Source organism: Streptomyces telluris (assembly GCF_024519335.1).
Taxonomy (GTDB): Bacteria; Actinomycetota; Actinomycetes; order Streptomycetales; family Streptomycetaceae; genus Streptomyces; species Streptomyces telluris.
On sequence record NZ_JANIID010000035.1, the window covers coordinates 18,848 to 38,739 of the forward strand.

At 72.3% G+C, this 19,892-nt stretch carries 12 protein-coding genes; 7 read left to right on the plus strand and 5 right to left on the minus strand.

All coding sequences use genetic code 11. The annotated features are described in order from the left end of the window. Positions 1-39: 39 nt before the first annotated feature. Positions 40-1,530: a flotillin family protein gene (locus NQU55_RS29530; RefSeq protein ID WP_168094979.1), complete on the minus strand. Its 1,491-nt coding sequence runs from the start codon at positions 1,528-1,530 to the stop codon at positions 40-42. A 138-nt stretch (positions 1,531-1,668) separates the two neighbouring features. Next, positions 1,669-2,178, minus strand: coding sequence for an NfeD C-terminal domain-containing protein (locus tag NQU55_RS29535; protein WP_168094980.1), 510 nt, complete (start codon positions 2,176-2,178; stop codon positions 1,669-1,671). 610 nt (positions 2,179-2,788) lie between these two features. Between NQU55_RS29535 and NQU55_RS29540 the strand changes: the two genes are divergently transcribed. Beyond that, positions 2,789-3,091, plus strand: a complete 303-nt coding sequence (locus NQU55_RS29540; protein ID WP_168093381.1) for a hypothetical protein — start codon at positions 2,789-2,791, stop codon at positions 3,089-3,091. 24 nt (positions 3,092-3,115) lie between these two features. Here the strand turns inward: NQU55_RS29540 and NQU55_RS29545 are convergent, their stop codons facing one another. The 3 genes from NQU55_RS29545 to NQU55_RS29555 are packed head-to-tail and all read right to left on the minus strand — an operon-like array spanning position 3,116 to position 8,267. Then, positions 3,116-5,989 carry a pyridoxal-dependent decarboxylase gene (locus NQU55_RS29545; protein ID WP_168093382.1) on the minus strand — a complete coding sequence of 958 codons (2,874 nt, stop codon included), beginning with the start codon at positions 5,987-5,989 and terminating at the stop codon, positions 3,116-3,118. Then, positions 5,977-6,873, minus strand: coding sequence for a 3-methyl-L-tyrosine peroxygenase-related protein (locus NQU55_RS29550; RefSeq protein WP_168093383.1), 897 nt, complete (start codon positions 6,871-6,873; stop codon positions 5,977-5,979). The genes NQU55_RS29545 and NQU55_RS29550 overlap by 13 nt, the downstream gene beginning before the upstream one ends. Positions 6,874-6,884: 11 nt before the next feature. Continuing rightward, entirely contained in the window at positions 6,885-8,267 is a 1,383-nt protein-coding gene (locus NQU55_RS29555; RefSeq protein WP_168093384.1) for a pyridoxal phosphate-dependent decarboxylase family protein, read from the minus strand. 300 nt (positions 8,268-8,567) lie between these two features. On the opposite strand from NQU55_RS29555, the gene NQU55_RS29560 reads away from it, so the two are divergent. Genes NQU55_RS29560 through NQU55_RS29585 form a run of 6 tightly spaced genes read left to right on the plus strand, consistent with a single transcriptional unit; the run spans position 8,568 to position 19,780 of the window. Then, positions 8,568-11,255, plus strand: a complete 2,688-nt coding sequence (locus NQU55_RS29560; protein ID WP_168093385.1) for a lantibiotic dehydratase — start codon at positions 8,568-8,570, stop codon at positions 11,253-11,255. 39 nt (positions 11,256-11,294) lie between these two features. Then, positions 11,295-12,647 (plus strand): B12-binding domain-containing radical SAM protein, encoded by a 1,353-nt coding sequence (locus tag NQU55_RS36955; RefSeq protein ID WP_168093386.1) that lies wholly within the window; start codon positions 11,295-11,297, stop codon positions 12,645-12,647. Next, positions 12,644-13,747: an arginase family protein gene (locus NQU55_RS29570; protein WP_168093387.1), complete on the plus strand. Its 1,104-nt coding sequence runs from the start codon at positions 12,644-12,646 to the stop codon at positions 13,745-13,747. Before NQU55_RS36955 ends, NQU55_RS29570 begins: the two co-directional genes overlap by 4 nt. Beyond that, positions 13,744-14,796, plus strand: coding sequence for a hypothetical protein (locus tag NQU55_RS29575; RefSeq protein ID WP_168093388.1), 1,053 nt, complete (start codon positions 13,744-13,746; stop codon positions 14,794-14,796). The genes NQU55_RS29570 and NQU55_RS29575 overlap by 4 nt, the downstream gene beginning before the upstream one ends. Next, positions 14,793-18,536, plus strand: a complete 3,744-nt coding sequence (locus NQU55_RS29580) for a lantibiotic dehydratase (RefSeq protein ID WP_256791495.1) — start codon at positions 14,793-14,795, stop codon at positions 18,534-18,536. Before NQU55_RS29575 ends, NQU55_RS29580 begins: the two co-directional genes overlap by 4 nt. Further along, positions 18,533-19,780, plus strand: a complete 1,248-nt coding sequence (locus NQU55_RS29585) for an MFS transporter (RefSeq protein WP_168093849.1) — start codon at positions 18,533-18,535, stop codon at positions 19,778-19,780. The genes NQU55_RS29580 and NQU55_RS29585 overlap by 4 nt, the downstream gene beginning before the upstream one ends. Positions 19,781-19,892 lie beyond the last annotated feature (112 nt).

Consider the following 19,892-nt stretch of genomic DNA (forward strand, 5'->3'; position numbering starts at 1 on the left):
GGCGCGGGCGCGTGGCTGACCCTGCCCCCTGTCCGGCTGTTACTCCGTGATCGGGATCCTGCCGTTGGACGAGGCCGGGGCTACTGCCTCTGCCTCGTCCGCAGCCCTGGCCGCGGCCTTGTCTCCGGCCTTGTCCGCGGTCAGGCCGCGGAGGAGACGGGTCAGGTCCACGCCGGTGGTGGAGCCGAGGAGCTCCATGCCCTGAGCGACGTTGTCCGCGACGGTACGGGGCAGCTTGCCGGCGCCGTCGGTGGAGATGACAGTCAGCTTGTCGATGGCACCGAGCGGCTCGGCCGCCTTGCCGACCACCTGCGGCAGCACCTCGACGAGCATCTGCAGGACGGCGGCGTCGCCGTAACGCTCGAAGGCGTCGGCCTTCTTGTTCATCGCCTCGGCCTCGGCGGCGCCGCGGGCGGCGATGGCCGCGGCCTCCGCCTCACCTTCCTGGCGGACGGCGTCCGCGATGGCCACGCGCCGGGCCCGCTCGGCCTCACCCTGCTTGGCACCCTCGACGGCCACGGCCTCGGCCGCCGCGATCGCCGCCAGACGCTCGGCCTCCGCCTGCTTGACCCGGGCGACCCGCTTGGCCTCCGCCTCCTGCTCCGCCTCGTACCGCTTGGCGTCGGCGGGCTTGCGCACCTGCGTGTCCAACTGGCGGTCGGTCAGAGCGGCCTGGCGCTCGGCCACCTTCTCCTGCTCGACCAGGATCTGCTGCTGCCGGTCCGCCTCGGCCAGCGGGCCGGCGGCGTTGGCCTGCGCGGCCGCCGCGTCGGTCTCGGCCTTGATCTCCGCCTGCCGCAGGTACAGGGTCCGCTGCGCGACCGCGATCTCCTCCTCGGCCTTCAGCCGTGCCTGTTCGGCCGCCTGGCGGGCGTTGGCCTCGGCGATGTCGGCCTCCTGCATGGCCCGGGCGGCCTCGGGCCGGCCGAGGTCCTCCAGGTAGGTGCCCTCGGTGGTGATGTCCTGGATCTGGAAGGCGTCGAGGACGAGCCCCTGACCGGACAGGCTGGCCTCGGCCTCCTCCGCGACCTGCCCGGCGAACGCGGCGCGGTCACGGATGATGTCCTCCACCGACATGCGGCCGACGATGGAGCGCAGCGCTCCCGAGAGCACTTCCTGGGTGAAGCCGACGATGCCGCCCTGCTGCTGGAGGAAGCGCTGCGCGGCGGCGCGGATCGCGTCCTCGGTGCCCCCGACCTTGACGATCGCGACGCCCTCCAGGTGGGCCTTGATGCCGCGCAGGGTCACGGCGCCGCGGACGGCGACGGGTATGTGCCGGCTGGAGAGGTCGAGCACGTACCGCTGCTGGACGAACGGCACCACGAACACGCCGCCGCCGACCACGACCTTCTGACCGCTGTTGTCGGTGAACACCTGCCCCGTCTGCGGGTCCGTGGACTTCTTCCCGCGCCGGCCCGTGATGATGAACGCCTCACTGGGGCCGGCGACCTTGTAGCGGGTGACGACGACCAGGGCCAGCAGGACGAGGAGTACCACCACTCCTACGACCGCGGTGACGACTGGGCTCATGGGGCATCTCCTCTCCTGCCTCCCGAGAGGGACGGCAGGTCGTACTGGCAAATCAGGTGGGAAGGGTGAGCGCGCTGTGCGGGTACGTGAGGGCGCGCGGCCTGCGGGCGGGCGATGTGCGTACCGGGTTGTTGCGCCTCAGTGCTCGACCGCGCGCACGCTCACCGACGTGGACGACGGGGCGGCGGTGACCCACACCTCGGCCCCGCGGCCCAGCGGCGCCTCCGCCGTGGCGGCGTACTTCACCGGCTGCCCGGCCAGGCGGAGCAGCACTTCGCCGTAGCCGTCGGCCGGGATGGAGGTCACCACGGTGCCGGCGACCCCGACGAGGTCGTCCTTCGTGGGGGCGGCCGGGCCGCCGGAGCGCAGGAGGGCCCGGCTGAAGCGATAGGTCAGCCAGCCGGCGCCCGTCCCCGCGACGGCGCCCGCGGCAGCCGCCGCTCCCGCCCCGAGTCCGGTGGAGCCGAGCACGATCGCCCCCGTGAAACCGAGCATCGAGACGAAGCCCGCGACGACCGGAAGCGACAGCCACCCGTCGAACAATCCGCCCAGGGCGCCGTCGAAGGCGCTCTCCAGCACCCCGTCGAACAGCAGCGACAGGGCCAGGAGCACGATCCCCCCGATGCCGAGACCAAGAAACAATCCCATGAGCACCTCACCCGCCTCACTGACAACCCGCTGGACGGCGGCATCGTGTCAGGTGAAACGGGCGGCGCACATTTCCTGGTTCCGGCAATCTTTACGCCTTTTTAACGCCCCTCCTGTACCACGGTCCCGTACGAGCCGTTTCTCGACGATCGGGCCGGTCGGGACGGGGGAGCCAGGCGTACGCGTACTCATGCGAGTGGCGGGTGAGCCAGCGTGCGCGTGGCCTCTCGCGCTGCTTGTGCGCGGACGCTGCGTCAGCTTCGTCCCTCGCCGCCTGTCACCCCTCGGAGGTATGCCAAGCGCTGGAGAATTCTGCCGTCGTCAGTGGCCGGGCCGGTCGCGCCCGGGAGCGGGACGGAAAGACGGGGAGTGGATGGTCATGGGGTATCGGTGGCGCAGGGCGTGGGGGTGCGCGGGCGTGGCCGTGGTTCTGGTGGGGGCGGGTCCGGGGGCGCTTCCCGCATCCGCATATTCCGGAGAGAGAGCGAACGTGGTCCTCAACTGCGTAGGAAGCAACTCCGTCGCGTTCTCACCGGGATTGACGTTCTCGACGAAGCCCACACGGATCACGGGCCACGGTGATTACCACTGTGTATCGACGGATCCTTCCGTGACGGCGGCGAAGTCCGTGATCAAGGGTGGAGGGGAGAACAGCTGCCTGTTGTCCCATTCGGTCACCGAGGAGCGGATCACGTGGAACACCGGAGAGCAGAGCACGGTGGTGTACGACGTGGGGATCGTGCCGCAGCCGGCCGGTGAGGCGGTCGTACTGGTCGCGGGCAAGGTGACGTCCGGCAGGTTCACGGGCAGGAGGGTGGCCTCTCCCGGCGTTCAGCTCACGGCCGATCCGTTGAAGTGCGGCAGTGGCGGCGTGAAGCTGATCGAGGGGCCGTCAGCGCTGGTGTTCTCCTGACCATGACTGCGCGGCGGTTCCTCGTCAGGACTTACGGCCCTGCTGGGCGACCAGTTCCAGCACGGCTGCCACGTCCGCGCGGGTGCTGGTGGGGTTGATGGTGCACATCCGCAGCACGGTGACACCGCGCACCCGGGTGGTCAGGATCAGGGCCTGACCGCCCGCGCAGATGTCGCGGCTGATGCGTTCCTGGGCGGTGTCGCCGTCCCAGTCGTCCGGCGCGCCGGCCGGGTGGTATCGAAAGGTGAGGATGGCGAGGCTGGGCGCGGTGACCAGCTGCAGGTCGGGGTGGGCGGTGATGAGCGCGGCAGCGTGCTCGGCCAGGTCCATGCCGTGCTCGATGGCCTGCCGGAACGCCTGGGCGCCGAAGGTTTTGAGCGAGAGCCACAGTTTGAGGGCCCGGAGGCCGCGGCTCTGCTGGGGGCCGTAGTCGGAGAGGTTGACCTGGTCGCCTCGGGACTCGGTGGGTTCGAGGTAACCGGTGTCCAGGGCGTGGCGTCCCAGCGCGAAGGTGGCGGGCAGCAGCTCGGGGCGGCGGAGCAGGACGCAGCCGGTCTCGTAGGGCTGGAAGAGCCACTTGTGCGGGTCGATGGTGAGGGAGTCGGCCCGCCGCAGGGCGTTGCGCAGATGGTGGCCGCGAGGGGTGGCGGCGGCCGCCGCGCCGTGGGCGCCGTCGACGTGGAGCCACAGTCCCTCCTGCTCGCACAGGTCGGCGAGGTCGTCGAGGGGGTCGATGGCGCCGGTCCCGGTGGTGCCCAGGGTGGCGACCACAGCGAAGGGGCGCAGGCCTTCGTCCCGGTCCCGGGCGATCCGTCGCGCGACGGTGGGGACGTCCAGGCGCAGGCCCTCGTCGGCGGGAACGACGGAGAGCCTGCTGCGGGTGAGACCCAGAAGGTGCGCCGCGCGCGGGACGGACGGGTGGGCCTGGGTGGAGCAGTACAGACGTGCCTGTGCGCAGTCGTCGCCCAGGTGGTGGTCGCGGGCGACGGCCAGGGCGGTGAGATTGGCCAGGGATCCGCCGCTGACGAGCAGGCCACCGTGGCTGTCGGGCAGGCCGAGCAGTGCCTTGAGCCAGCCGAGAGTGGTGAGTTCGAGCTGGGTGGGCCCGGCGCCGACGAGCCAGGCCCCGGGGACCGAAAGGTGGGCGGCGGCGAGGGCGTCGGCGAGTACGGCCGGGAAGTTGCCGGTCGAGGGGACGAAGGCGAAGCAGCGCGGGTGATCCAGGCGGGTCGCCTCGCCGAGTGCCTGCTGGGTGACATGGTCGAGGAGAGCGGGCAGGTTCGAGGTGCCGCGCTCGGGAAGGGGCTCGTCCAGGGCGGCCCGGAGGGTGTCGGTCGACGGTACGTGGAGGGGCGGCCGGTCCCCGAGCGTGGTGAGCCGGTTGATGATCAGTTCGATGGTGTGGCGGCCGGCTTCGCGCATGCGCTGCTCGTCCAGCCGCAGGGGCGGCAGTCCGGCAGCTGGGGGCGCGATCACCGGTGGTGCGACTGCCAGTGGTGCGACTGCCGGTGGTGCGACTGCCGGTGGTGACTGCGGCCGGCCCTGGGCGGGGAGGCCGGGAAGCCTTTCCGTGCCGATCCGGGACCGCTGGAGGAACGTGGCGATCCACGCCATTGCCTCCGGGGCGGGGCGCGGGCGCGGTTCGAGGGCCGCAACGGGCCGGCCGAACTGGGCGAGCGCCAGCTCTTGGCCGGCACTGACGGGTCCGGGGTGGGCGATGCCCCACCACAGGGCTTCGTTGTCGGTGATTCCGGTGCCGACGGGGAGGGGACCGGTCACCCCGTGGTCGGCCTTGCGGTAACGCCCCGAGGGCGCCAGGTCGTGCACGGTGCTCTCCGTCGCGGTGTGCACCACGAGCTGACTGGGGTGAGGGCCCGGAGGAAGTTCCCGTGCCACCGGATCGGGAAGGGCGGGGAGCAGGAAGGACAGGATGTGCAGCCCCAGGGAGGGCAGGAGTCCTGCGCTGCGCTCGACGGCCTGGACGAGGGAGACGACGGTCTGGAAGCGGGGGTTGACCTCGACGGCCATCAGCCGGCCGGCGTCTTCGACGAGGTCCAGGCCGAATACGCCGCGGAAGCCGCGTCCGCGGAGCACTTCGCCCACGCGCCGGGCGGCCTCGCGAGCCTGCCCGTACAAGCCCGCGGGCAGATCGTCGGGGTGCACGAGCTGGTTGCCGCAGTGGGTGCCCCAGCCGGCGGCCAGTTCCGGAAGCCCCACCAGCTGGTGGGAGACCGCCGAGACGATGGTGCGGTCCGGCCCTGTGCAGGCGGTGACGGTCAAGGAGATCCCGGGAGCGTAACGACTGAGCTTGACCGCCTCGTCCGGCCAGGCGTCCAGGCAGGACCGGAGGCCCGATGGGGAGTCGACGAGGACGGTCCCGCGACCGATGAGGTTGTTCTCCCTCCGTTGGGCCACCGCCTGGGGCCAGTGGTCGTTCCAGTACGTCTCGGCGGGTGCCCGGTTCTGTGCGGGGACGACCCGTGACGGCGGTGTGGGTACGCCCGCCATCGCGAACAGCTTGACGGCATGGATCTTGTCCGCGGCCCAGGCCGTGACACCGGGGTCCGGGGCGAGCAGCCCGTACCCGTACGTGCGCGCCCAGGTGCGGGCGTTGGTGCCGTGTTCGGGGGCGAAGGACACGCACAGCCGGCGCGGGTCAGGCGGGGGCGGCCGGTGGCCGGGCGGGGGCGCGGGCAGCGGCTGGAACGCGGAGACCTGTTCGTGTCTCAGCCAGGCCGGTGCCGGCTGGAACGACGCGCTCAGGAAGGGGCAGTGGTCCAGCCACACGACCTCGCCGACCGACTCGGCCAGCAGGCGCAGCCCCGCCTGCCCGTCGATGCCCTCGATGTCCCCGGCGGCCCGGGAAACGTCGCTCCGGAACTCGGTCAGCTGTCGCACAGCGGTTCCTCCCGGGGAGAGCTCTGCGCGAGATGGTGCCTCAGCAGTGAGGTGCCGGAAGGCACACATCGCTCGCAGATTTTGACGTGACTGCTGTGGTTTCGGCTTTGGGCCGCCTGGAGGGAGAGCGCCGCGTGGCGGATTGCGTCGGCAGGGCCGGCCTCCGGCGGCAGGTCCTTCACTGCTCGCCTGAGACGGTGCATGCGGATCGTCATCGCACGGTGTTCCCGGTTGAAGACCCCCGAGAACCCGGGCCCGACGAAGGGAGGTTGCATGCTCGGACGGATCTCGTCCTGGTAGAGGGCGGGCGGAAAGTCGGAGGCGTAGGCCATGGTGGCGGTGGCCGCGTCGTACAGCACCCGCAACCGTTCCATGCCTTGGACCAGAGAAGGCCAACGGGTGTCCTGCGCGGCGGCCAGGGTGTCGTCCAGGACGGTGTTCATGGTTGCCAACAGCACGTGAAAGAGCTGATGGCCGAGTTTCCAGCGGCGCAGTGCGTCGCGCTGCTCTTCCCCGGACTGCCCGGGCCCGGGGCGGGTCCCCGCGAAGGGTGGTTCGTGATGCTCCGGTACCGGTACCGGCCCCGGGGTGGCACGCAGCCAGGACGTCAGTGTTGCGGAGGACACGTACAGCAGCCCGGTGAGAATGTCGGTCCGTTGACCGTCGTCAAGACCCGGCGAGTGCGTCAGGTCGGCGAGGACTGCCGCTTGGAGGTCCAGGCAGCTCCTGGTCCATGCGCACAGGTCCGGTGGCGTCCTGAGGATGTGGAAGTACCGGTCGTACTCGGCTGTCGCGCTGCTGTCAGGCTGTGCCCGGGGAATCCGCGAGTCCTCGGGAAGGACCGCGGCTGTCGTGGACGGGCGGACGTGGGATTCGGCGCTCATCGCCCACTCCTTCACGCGTGTCGGATCGATGCTCTTGCCAGGTTCTCCACGCGGGAGTGCAACCGCTCCAGGTAGAGCTCGCTCTCGGGTTTCATCAGCACACTGCGCAGGATGTGGGTGTGATCACGATCCGCGGTGACTTCCGTATGACGGGCGGTGAAGTCGGAGGCGCCGATGCGGGCGACGCTGAGGAAGACGGGGTCTTCCTTGGCGGTCATGCCCCGCTGCATCACGTCGTTGCTGGCCGCGCCGATCCGGGACAGCGCGGCGGGTGTGGTGCGCGGATGATAGGTGACGATGTCGAGTTCGGGCGGCTGGTACAGCTCCAGCACGGGCGATGCGTCGATCAGCTCCGCCCAGCGCAGTGCGGCCCTGCGCCCGGCCGCGAGAACGGCGCCGAGTCCCTGGCGCGTCAGCGGCAGCAACTTGAGAGTCAGCCACAGGGCGGCGGCGGAGGCACCGGAACGTGAGCACTCCAGACTGATCTCCCCGAGGTGCGGCCGCTGGGACGTGAAGTAGGTGTACGGGGAGTCGTGCTGGAAGAAGCGGGCGACAGCCGGGTCGCTGAAAAGCACCGCACCGCAGCCGTACGGCTGCAAGCCGTGTTTATGCGGGTCGATCACCACCGAGTCGCAGTGGGCGATGGACCGCCAGGGATCCCCTGCCACCAAGGCGCCCCGGTCCTCCTCGTCGGCGAGGAGCGTGAAGAAACCCCCATAAGCGGCATCCACATGGACGCGCACACCATGCCGCCGGGCCAACGGCACGATGAGGTGCAGGGGATCGACGGCCCCCAGCGCCGTGGTTCCCGTGGTGGCGACGACCGTCCCGATGTCCCCGGTGGACAGCAGCTGCCCCAACGCGCCGACGTCCATGCGCCCGTGGACGTCAACTGGCACCGTGTGCACCCGCATGCCGAGCACGTGGCTCATCCGGGCATGGGTGTAGTGAGCTTCGGCGCCGACGGCGACGCCCCGGCCTGGATGACTCTCCCGGGCGACGAACAGTGCCTCCAGATTCGCCAGGGTGCCACCGCTGGTGAGATGACCCAAGTGCGTCCGCAGGCCGAACATGGACGCGAGCTGCTCGACCGCCTCCTCCTCCATGGCCGAAGTGGCCGGACCGCCGTCCAGCGCATGATTGTTGGAGTTGACGAGCATGGCGGCCAGGTAGCCCGCGACGGCGACGGGGTGCGGCGGCTTGAGCATCTGCCCGGCGTAGCAGGGATGGAAGAACGGGTAGCTGCCGCGCAGACGCGCACTCAACTCTGCGAACGCCGAGGCGCAGGCACGCTCGTCCACCGCCATGGCGGGATGGGCCGCGTACTCCTCGTACTCCCGAGCCCATGCGTGAAATGCCCCCACGGCCTGCCCGAGCCAATGCTGCAGCTCCATCCCCGCCCCCAGCCCCCGGCCGTCCCCTGGCCGGGCCAGGTGACCCTAGCTCAAGCAAAACGCCCAAGTGGGCGACCATTGGGGCAAGTACCTGAATAGGTTGAAAGTCGGCGCCACGGGGTTGATCGGGAGTCGCTTGACCACAGCCGGCTCCGGCCCCGATGCCGAACACAGGTCCGGCCCATGCAGGGGTGGCCGGAAGTCGATGGCGTGTCCATGTATGTCGTTGAAGCCTCACCATTGCTTTGACTATGGTGGCGTTTCCGCTCAATTACGGCATGGTTACCCAGGGGGCGCTAGTTGGGCAGCAACGGGACCGAAAGGATCATTACCCCGTACGGTGAAGGCGGCGGTGCTCCACCCGGCCGGGACGGCCGGGCGTGGTCGCTCGTCCCGGTCGCGCTGCTGCGCCACGCCGGATTCCCGGTCTCCCTCCTGCAGCCGCTCGCCGACCCCGTGGCCGCGGAGGGGGCCGACGCGCTGATCGCCCACCACGATGCGGTGTGCCGCCTCGCGCAGCAGGTCAAGGCGGAGCTCAGGGCCGCGCGCGCCGGGCGGGAGGGCGATCTGGCCTCCGGCGTGGGGATGATGCGCCCCTTTCGCGACGAGGCCCTCGCGCAGCTCGGCGCCTGCCTCCCCGCGCCGGCCATGGAGGCCGTCGAGGGCTATCAGTCCGCGGCACTGCTCCTGGACCGCACGTGGAGGGCCTTCGAGGACGGTGTCGTCGCCCGGCTCGCCGACGCGCGGCGCCACGTCGCCGGGCTGTTCCGCGACCCGGACCTGAAACAGGTCCTCCTGCTGTCGAACGACGCGCGCTTCGCGGAGTTCGAGGCCTGGATCGACGGGGGCGCGGGCGGTTCGCACGGCCACGTCCGGCGCATGACGGACCTGCTGACGATGTATCTCCAGCGGGTCGCCACGAAGAACGAGACCCACTCCCACTTCGGCCCCCTGTCCGTGGCCCGCCTCGCCCCGGACGCCGACGGCGTGTCCTGGACCGAAGGCCCCCTGCGGCGGGCGGCGTTCCTGAGCCACTGGGCGGGGGAGAAACTGGCCGAAGCGTTCAGCCGGCGTCCGGAGGTGTCCGAGGAAGTGCGGCCCCGGCGTCGTCCCCTCGCCTTTGCCGACGGCGCGGACATCTCCCTGTACGCGTTCGAGACCACCACCGGCATGCCCGGCGACTGGCGCTTCGTCGCGGTCACCACCGGCACCCTCGATCCGGACCGGTTGTGGCTGTGGGAGCGGTGCGACGGCGAGCACACGGTCGCCCAGTTGCGCGCCGCATGGGCGGCGCGCTTCGGTGCGTCCGGACCGGACTGCGCATTCGACGCCGCCCTCGGCGAACTGACCGGCAAGGACTGGCTCGTCGGCCGCTGGGAGATCCCCATCGGCTCGGCTGATCCGCTGCACGTACTCGAAGGCCACCTGCGCCGTGCGCCCTCCCCCGGAGCCGGGCGTCCGGCAGGGACGTCGTCCGACCTGGCGACGGTCCACCGGCTCCGGGCACAGCTGAGAGAGTTCGCGGACGCTCCCGACGAAGCGCGCGCCCCGCTGCTCGCCGCGATGAAGGAGACTTTCCAGAAAGTCACCGGGACGGCGGCCAACCGCGCCGACGGCATGCACTACGCCGACCGCGGCATCCTCTACGAAGAGGCGTACAGCCCGGTCGGGGACCTGCGGTTCGGCCAGGACGTCGCCGACGTCATCGGCCGCGAACTGTCCCTCGTCTACGAGACGGCCCTTCTGGCGCCGCGCCTGCGGATCCGCCGAGAGCAGGAGATCCTCCGCCGCTGGGTCGAAGCACGCTTCGGGACCGGCGTGCCCGTCCCCCTTCAGCACTTCTACGCCTCCTTCTACGCCGACAAGCCGGCCCTCGCGCGGGAGTGCGAGGAGGTCGACCGGGAACTCGCAGACCTGGACCGCGAGTTCACCGCCCTCCTGCTCCGGGACGTCGCTGACAGCGCGTCCGGGGTGCACGAGGTGGTGGTGGAGCGCGAGCGCATCGAAGAGCTGATCGACAGGTACCCGGCGGCGCCGCCCGCCCTGTGCAACCCCGACGTGATGCTCGCCGCCGCGGACGCCGGGGCGATCGCCCGCGGGGAGTTCCTCGCCGTCGTCGGCGACTGCCACGCCGTCCGGGAGGTCCTGACCCACTCCAGCTTCGCCCCGCTGATCGAGGCCGAGGCGCCGGAGGTGCTCGCCGAGGTCCACTCCCGCTACCTGAGCCTCCTGGACGAGGACGAGGAACTCGTCGACCTCGCCCGTTCCCACCCGGACAAGACCGGGGCACAGCTCCTCCACCCGTGCCCCGACCTGGAGGTCTACGGCCTGTCCCCGAAGAGCCGGGACCAGGTGCTCCAGCCGCGGCACCTGTACGTCACGGCGCGCGCCGGCCGGGTCGAGCTGCGCGCCCACGGCACCGGGAAGCGGCTGAAGCTGCTCGCTCCGCTCGCCGGCGGGCCCAGCATCCGCCAGGACCCGCTGTCGACGTTCGCCTTCCCCCGCCACTTCGGCGGCATCGGGCTGCGCGGCGCCGACCACGACCACCTGCCCAGGATCCGCTGCGGCCGTATCGTCCTGCACCGGGAGCGCTGGCGGATCCCCGCGCGGGCCTTCCGCGGCTGGAGCCCCGGCGTGCACCGGGCGAACGGGGACGCCGCCGAGTTCACCGCGGGCCGCCGGCTCCGCCGCGACCTCGGCCTGCCGGAGACGGGCTTCGCGAAGATCCCGGGCGAGCCGAAGCCCGTGTACGTGGACTGGCGGTCGCCCCTGCTCGTACGGCAGCTCTTCCGGCTCGCCCGGAAGACGGGGACCGCCACCGGATCCACCACCGGATCCACCACCGGGTCCGCGACCGGGCCCTCCACCGGATCCACGGTCGAATTCACCGAGATGCTGCCCTCACCGGACCAGTTGTGGCTGGACATCGGCGGGCAGCGCCACACCAGCGAGCTGCGCTGCGCGGTCTTCTCTCGCGGCCGGGCGTGACGCCGCTCCACCACCGACTCCCGTATTGCAGGGGGAACCGTGATCACGAGTTGCATCGTCCAGTTACCCTTCCCGTCCACCCATGACCCCGACGCGCGTCTGTCCGCCTACTACGAGGACTACGACCGGCGGTTCCGGGCCTTCCTCCCGGAGTACTTCATCCCCTCCGACGGCCTGTGGGAAATGCCGCTGTGGGTGGCCCACCTGACCGCTCTCCTGGACACCGCGGGCCTGGGCTCGGTCTACCAGGACCTGTCGCGTACCCCCGCCGACGCCGAAGCCTGCTGCGACCCCCTGCTGCGCGCGACGGCGCCCGGTGATCTGGTGCTGATTTCACCGCTGGCCCAGAACTTCCGGCTCGCCCTCGACATCGCCGGGCACCTGGGCGCCGCGGGGCGGCACGTCGTCCTCGGCGGCAACATGGCCCCTCTGGCGCCCGAGGGGGCGGTCCACACCGTGCACCGCGGGCAGCTCGACGCAGGCCTGGTGTCCCGGCTGGTGGCGATCGCCGAGGCGCAGGGCGGCCGCACCGAGAAGCCCGCACAGCGCGGGCTGTCCGCCGAGCGGATCACCTGGGCGCCGGACTACCGGCACCTGGCCGGATACAGCGGCAAGGTGCCGATGCTGCGGCTCAATGCCAGCCACGGCTGCCTCTACCAGTGCGCCTTCTGCGGCGACGCCTGGAGCAAACAGCTCGTCCTCGTGGAGCGGAACGCCCTGGCCGCCGAAGTGGACGAGCTCGCCGCCCGTTTCCCCGAGACCCGTCTCGTCTACATAGGCGACAAGACGTTCGGCCAGTCGCGCGAAGCCGTCGCCAACCTCCTGCGGGTCTTCCGGGACCGTCCCGGATACCGGTTCATCGTGCAGACCCACGTCATGCAGGTCAAGGACTGGATCATCGATGCCATGCACGAACTCGGCGTCGTCGCCGTCGAACTCGGCTTCGAATCCGCCGATTCCCAGATGCTGAAGCGGCTCGGGAAGCTCTCCCGCGGCCTCGACGACTACACCACGAAGATCCACGCCCTGAGCGACTCCGGCCTCAAGGTCGTCCTCAACATGATGGGCGGCCTGGACGAGGAGACGGAGGCCTCGCACTCCCAGACCGTCAGCTGGCTCCAGGACAACAGCCGCGCCCTGTGGCTCTTCAACCTCTACAACTTCGTCCCCTACCCCCTCACCCCCGACTTCCCGCGCCTGCGCGAGCGCATCTTCGACTGGGACTACGCGCACTGGCGCGAGGACCTCCCGGTGGTCTACCGGCCCCGGCACCTCACACCGGAACGCAGCTGGGACCTCTTCCAGGAGAAGATCGCCGCCGCCCACCGCATCGTCCGCACCCCAGCACCGGAATCAGCCGCCCACGCCAGGCCCGCACAGGAGAGCGCATGACCCGGCCGCCCGACCTGCCCGACTTCGAGGCCCTGCAGCACAGCGTCAAACCGGAGGACTTCGCGGCGGACCCGCTGCCCGGCTGGGCCGGAGTCGCCACCCTCTTCGGCTCCCCCGCCGTCGCCGCGAGCGGCCTCGATGCCGGCGCCGACGGCTGGGTGGCCGCCGGCATCCCCTACGACGCCACGGCCAGCTCCCGCCCCGGCGCGGCCGAGGGCCCCCGGGCGATCCGCCAGGCGAGCCTGGTCTTCTCCAGCTACCTGACGAGCCTGGGCGAGTGGCGGATGCTGGACACCCGCAGCGGGGGAACCTTCCGCTACCGCGCCCCGCGCGTGGCCGACGCCGGCGACCTGCACGTCTATCCCACCGACACCGTCCGCACCTTCCAGGCGGTCGCCGCCGAGACCCGGCGGCTCAGCCGCGCCGCCGGCCGCCTCGTCCTCCTCAACGGCGACCACTCGGTCACCTTCCCCTCCTTCGCCGGCTTCCGCGCCGGCCGGCTCGACAACGGCGCCCGGCGAGTGGGCTTCGTCAACATCGACCACCACTTCGACTTCGGGAACTGGAGCACCCTCCACGGGCCGCTCTACCACGGCTCGAACTCCCGCCGGATCAGCGAACTGGCCGGCATGCACCCCGAGGACATCGCCTTCGTCGGTGTCGGAGACGTCACCAAGTACGACCAGTTCCGGGACCTCCTCGACCGCGGGTTCCACGTGGTGCCCGGCGCCCGCATCCTGCGCGACGGAGCCGCCGCGGCCCTGCGCCCGGTCGTGGAAGCGCTCGGCGAACGCTGCGACACCGTCTACGTGTCCCTCGACATCGACGTCCTCGACAGCGCCGTGGCGACCGGCACCGGCCACGTCACCATGGGCGGCATCGGCACCGGCCACCTCCTCGACGTCTACGAGGCACTGCGCGCCCTCCCCGTGGAGGCCGTCGACGTCGCGGAAGTGGCCCCGCGCTACGACCCGTCCGGCAGCACGGCCCAGATCGCCGCCCGGCTGCTCTTCGAATTCCTCTTCCGTACCGACTGCGAGCCCCCGGAATTCGCACCCTGGGCGGACACCGCTCCCGACGGTCCCCGGGAGGAGCGGTGAGGTTCGCCCCCGCAGAGGCCCAGCTCGACTGCGCCGACCTGGTCTCCGGCCCGCCCGCCCGGCGCGAGGCCGCCCTCGGCCGGCTCGCCGCCGAAGCCGCCGGCCACCTGCACCGCACCGGCTTCGCCGCCTTCCGCATCGGCCGGCTGCGGCAGGGCGTCGAAGACAGCCGCCGGCTCGCCCGCGCCCTCGCCGAACGCCTCCGCGACGCCCTCCTCGCCCGCGGGGCCCCGCCCGGGATGCGCCTGGAGGCCGACAAACCCCAGCGGACGCACGTGCCCGAAGGCTTCTCCACCCGCACCCTGCTCCCGCACCACGACGGCCAGCACTGCTCGTACCTCACCCCCAGCCTCCTGGACGCGCCCGAATGGGACCCCGCCTGGCGCGAGTTCGGCGCCTCCGGCTACACCACCACCCCCGCCCACAAGATGTACCAGGGCATCTTCCTGGCCGCCGCCGGCGAAGGGCTGAGCGCCACCACGTACTACGACTGGCTCGGGATCGTCCACGACGTCATCGACCGGCGCGCCGTCCCCTCCGGCGACGACCCGGTGCGCTCGGCGGCCCGCTGGCTCGGCGGGAACCTGCGCGCCGCGCTCGCGCGCCAACCGGAACACGGCTGCCCCTACCCGTCCTTCGGCGCCATGCTCGGCCTGGAGGAGCCGCTGTGGCACGCGCTGTCCTTCCACCACGCCGAGGCCGGCCTCACCAAGGAGGAACGCACCCGCCACCCCGCCGCCGTGCCGCTCGCCGGGCGGTGCACCTGCGGGGAGTGCCGGGGCGAGGCGGCGCGCCTGTTCTGCCACCAGGTGGTCATGGCCACCGGCCTGACCTGGAGCGGATTCCGGGCCCGCTGGGAAGTCCTCATGCCGGGCGACCAGTGCGACCTGATCTTCGGGCACAACCTGACGACGCTCCACGGCGGCCTCGCCGGCGGCCCCGGCCGCGTCATCGAACCGTACTGCCTGGTCGTGGACACCCCGGCCGGCCCCGCCTACGAGCGCTGGCTGGCCGCGTCCTGGCGGCGCTCCCTCCCGGAGGCCGGATGATGCCCGGAGTCCCCGCGCACCGCGCCACCCCGCTCGACCTGCACCTGCACACCCGGTGCTCCGACGGCGACGAGACCCCCGCCGAGGTCGCCCGCCGCTGCCTGGCCGCCGGCCTGCGCGCCGCCGCGGTCACCGACCACAACACCATGGCGGGCGTCGCCGGCTTCGCCCGGGCCGCCGGCGGCGCGCTCACCGTCGTCCCCGGGTGCGAGGTCACGGCGGAGTGGCGCGGCGAGGAAGTGCACTGCCTCGCCTACTTCACCGATCCCGCCGACCGGCTCATCCAGCTCTTCCAGCACAGGATCCGCCGCGTGCACGACGCCGAGCTGGACTGGTGGCGCGCCTGGACCGAGCGCGCCCGCGCCATCGGCGTACCCCTCACCTGGGATCTCGTGAGCGAACGGCTCGGCGGCGACCGCGTCGCCTACGTAGGCGACTACCTCGCCCTGCTGGCCGGCACTGCGGGAGACGATCCCCGGTTCACGCCGTACGCCCCCGCTTCGTACGACCGCATCGCGGCCGACTGGTGCCGCCCCGGACAGCCGCTGCACGTCCCGCAGCCCTGGCGGCCCGGCCTCCTCGACGTCCTGACCTGGATCGGCGAAGCGGGCGGCGCCGCCGTCCTCGCCCACCCCGCCGGCGTCCTGGACGCCTCGGACGACGAGGAGTGCACCGCTCTGCTCAAACCCCTGTGCGAGGCGGGACTGTCCGGGCTCGAAGCGTGGACCAGCTGGCACACCCCGGCCGAGAGTAGCCGCCTCGCCCGGATCTGCGCCTCCCTCGGACTCGTGGCCACGGCCGGCTCGGACTACCACGGCACACGGGTCAAGTCCTGGGTGCCCGGCCCCGGCCTGCTGCCGGCACCGCCCGCCGACCCCATGGCGATCCTGGACGCGCTGCACGACCGGGCCGCCGCGACGGCGTCCGGCGGTTCGTACGTCACCGCCGGGCCGCCGCCCACGGCCGCCCTCCACGTCTCCCACGCCCAAGAGGGGACCATGACCTCCGCGACCGCCCACGACCACGGCCGCGCCGCTGCCGACCCCGCTGCCGACCCCGCCGACCCGGTGCCGTTCGCGGAGCGCGCCTGGCACCTCGTCCCCGTCGTCGTCCTCCGGCAGGCCGGCTTCCCCATGGAACTGCTCGCCCCGCTGGCCGACACCGCCGCGGCGGCCGAGGCCGATGCCCTGATGGAGCTCCGGGCCCGCCTCGCCGCCCTCGCGGACGACGTGAAGGACCTGCTCCGGGACCACAAGGTGCCCGGTCGGCAGCGGATGTCGTCCTGGGTGGGCCAACTGCGGCCGGTCCCCGAGGCCGAGCTCGCCGAGGCGCTCGCGGGGCCGCCCGGCGACGGCCGGGTCGCCGACGCCCTCCGTGCATACCAGGAGACCGCCGCACGGCTCGCCGCGGACTGGTCGTCGTTCGCCGCCCGCCACCGCGAACGGCTCGACGCGGCCGGCTTCGCCGTCGCCCGCGCCTTCACGGACGATCCGGCGCTGCGGGACGTCCTCCTGCTGTCGAACGACGCCGCCTATCCGGGATTCGCCGCGTGGCTCGACTCCTTCGCCGGTGACACCGGGCGGCACACCCGCAAGATGACCGATCTGCTGGCCATGTACCTCCAGCGCGTCACCACGAAGAACGAGACCCACGCCCACTTCGGGCCGTTCACCGTCGGCCGCACCGCGCCCGGCTGCGCACCGGGCATCACCTGGTCCTCGTCCTCACCACAGCCCCTGGAACGCCGCTCCTGCTTCACCCACTGGGCGGCGGAACGCCTCGCGGCGGCGGCCGGGGAGACCCCGGGGCTCGCCGACTGCGTACGCCCCCGCAGGCGCCCCCTGGCGTTCCTCCGCGACGGGCGCATCGACCTGTACGCCTTCACCACCCGGGACGGGCTCGACACCGACTGGGACTTCCGGCACCTCGGCGGCGCCGCCGTCTCCACCGGCGAGGCCTGGCTGTGGGAGCAGTGCGACGGTGAGCGTACGGTGAGGGAACTGCGGACGGCGTGGGATGCCCGGTACGGGCCTGGTGCCGATGCCGGTCTCGACGTCGATGCCGACTTCAATGCCGATGCTGACTTCGATGCCGATGCCGATGCCGATGCTGCTACCGCCGCCGAGTCCGGAGTCGGCCCCGGAACCGGAACTCCCTCCTTCGACCGGGCGCTACGGCGCCTGACGGAGCACGAATGGGTGATCGCCGAGTTCGAGATCCCCGTCGGTGACTCCCGGCCCCTGGCCGCCCTGCGCGACCTTCTCTCCGCCGCGCCCGGAGGGCTCGCCCGCCCGCTCCTCGCCGCGACCGAACGCTTCGAGCAGGACCTGGCCCGCTTCTCGGCACTGCCCCCGGCAGAGCGGCCGGCCCTGCTGGCCGATGCCAAGGACCGGTTCGAAAAGCTGACCCGCGTACCGGCCAACCGCCACCGAGGCCTGCACTACGCCGACCGCAGCATCCTCTTCGAGGAGGCCCACAGCGGGCTGGCCGGCCTCACCGTCGGCCCGGACGTCGCACGGTTCATCACGGACGAGCTGTCCGTCGTCTACGAGACCGTGCTGGCGGGCCCCCGGCTGCGCATGCGCCGTGAATCCGCGATCCTCACCCGCTGGGCAGCCGCGCGGTTCGGCACCGGCACCGCCGTCCCCCTGGACCGGCTGTACGCCGAGTTCTTCCGCGACCGGGAGCGGCTGGCCGCCGAATGCGCCACCGTCGACGCCGAACTGGCCGTCCTGGATGCCGAGATCACCCACGCCCTGCTCGGCGACGACACCGGCCGGGCCGAGACCGTCGTGCCGCGCGAGCGGTTGGAGGCCGTCCTCGGCGCCCACCCGGCCACGCCGCCCGCAGTCTGCAACCCCGACGTCCTCTTCGCCGCCGAGAACCGGGAGGCGCTGGCCCGCGGCGACTTCACCGCCGTCATCGGCGACTGCCACGCCGTGCGGGAGGTCGTCACCCACACCAGCTTCGGCCCCCTGGTCCAGGAGCGGGCCCCGGAGCTCCTCCCCGAGGTGTACCGCGGCTACCTGTCGCTGCTGGACGACGACGAGATCCTCGTGAACCTGTCCCGGGGCCACCCCGACAAGTCCTCCACCCAGCTCTGCTACCCCTGCCACGACCTGGAGGTGTACGGCCGCTCCCCGCAGACCCGCGACAAGGTCCTGCAGCCCTCCCAGCTGTACGTGGTCGTGACCGGCGGCCGCCTCGAACTGCGCGCCCGCGGCGTCGGCGGCAGACTGCGCCTCATGGCCCCTCCCGCCGGCGGCCCCAGCATCCTCCAGGACCCGCTCTCGCCCTTCGCCTTCCCCCGCCACTTCGGCGGCGTCGGCCTGCGCGCCGAAGCCCTGGAGCACATCCCCCGCATCCGCTGCGGACGCGTGGTCCTGCAGCGGGAGACCTGGCGGATCCCCGCGGCCGCCCTGCGCGGGACGGCCCTGTCCGGCAGCCGCACGGCCGCCGACGACGCCGCGGAGTTCCTCTCCGCCCGGCGGCTGCGCACCGGGCACGGCCTGCCCCGGCACGTCTTCGCCAAGGTCCCCGGTGAGCCCAAGCCGCTCTACGTCGACTGGGACGCCCCCCTGCTCGTACGCCAGCTGAGCAGGCTGGCCCGCAGGACCGGCGGCACGGTGGAGATCTCGGAGATGCTGCCCGCCCCGGACCGGCGCTGGCTGGAGGTGGGCGGCCGCCGCTACACGAGCGAGCTGCGCTGTGCCGTGTTCTCGCCCGGGCGGCCGCGATGACGACCACCACCCGGGTCGCCGGCTTCGGCACCGCCTACCACCGGCTGACCGGCGCCGCGGCGGTCTCCGCGGTCGGCGACGGCATGAGATTCGCCGCCCTGCCTCTGCTCTCCGCCGCCCTGCTGCACGAAGCGTTCCAGGTCTCCGTGGTCACCGCGGCCACGACCATGCCCTGGCTGCTGTTCGGACTCCCGGCCGGCGCGTATGCCGACCGGTTCGAACGGCAGCGCCTCATGGTCCTCGCCGACCTGCTGCGCGCCGGCACCCTGATCGTCACCGCCGTCGTCCTGGCTGCCGGCCTGCTGACCTTCTGGCCGCTGGTGGCGGCGGCGTTCCTGCTCGGCATGGGGGAGGTGCTCTTCGACTGCGCCTCCTTCGCGCTCCTGCCCGGCGTCGTGCCCAAGGAACGGCTCGAAGCGGCCAACGGACGGCTGTTCGCCGTCCAGACCGTGGGACGCGACCTGCTGGGCCACGTCCTCGGCGGCGTCCTCTTCGCGGCAGGGCGCGCCGTCCCGCTCGTACTGGACGCGCTGTCCTTCCTGGCGTCCGCGGCCCTGCTCAGGGGCGTCCGCGGGCCGAGACCCGATCCCCCGGCAGGTCGGCGGCGACTGCTGGGGGAGATCAGGGAAGGCCTGGAGTACGTGGCGCGTGACCCCCTGCTGCGCGCCCTGACCGTCTCCGCCGGCCTGATCAACGCCGTCTACCTCGGCCAAGTGGCCGTCTTCGTCATCCTCGTGCGCGACGTACTGGAGCTTCCGCCCGCCGCGTACGGGGCGCTCGTGGCGGCCGGCGCCGTCGGCGGGGTGATCGGCGGCGCCGCCGCGAGCCGCATCAGCCGCGCTGCGGGCCGCGTCCCCACCCTCCTGGGCGGGCTCGTCCTCATCGGCGCCGCGGGGCCCGCCGTGGCCGCGACCGGCAACGTCGCCGTGGTCGCGGTGGCGTACGGCGCGAGCGGGTTCGCCCTCATGCTCTGGAACGTCGTGGCGGTGTCCCTGCGGCAAGGCCTCATCCCCGACCGGCTGCTGGGCCGGGCGACGGGCGTCTACCGCCTGTTCGCCTGGGGCACGATGCCCCTCGGCGCCCTGCTCTTCGGCATGCTCACCGAAGCCGCCGGACCGCGCACGGCCTTCGCGGCGGGCGGCGCGGCGATACTGGCGCTGGCCCTGGCCGTCGCGCCCGTCCTCTTCCGGGACGGTCGGGCACGGTACGACGGGCGGGCACTGGCGACGGCGGACGAGGACTGAAACGCTGAGCCGGCCTCCCGCCCCTCCGAACCTCCGACCCTCCGCCTCCCTCGCTTCCTCCGCTTCCTCCGCTTCCTCCGCCCTCCGACCCTCCGGCCTGACGCCCGAACGG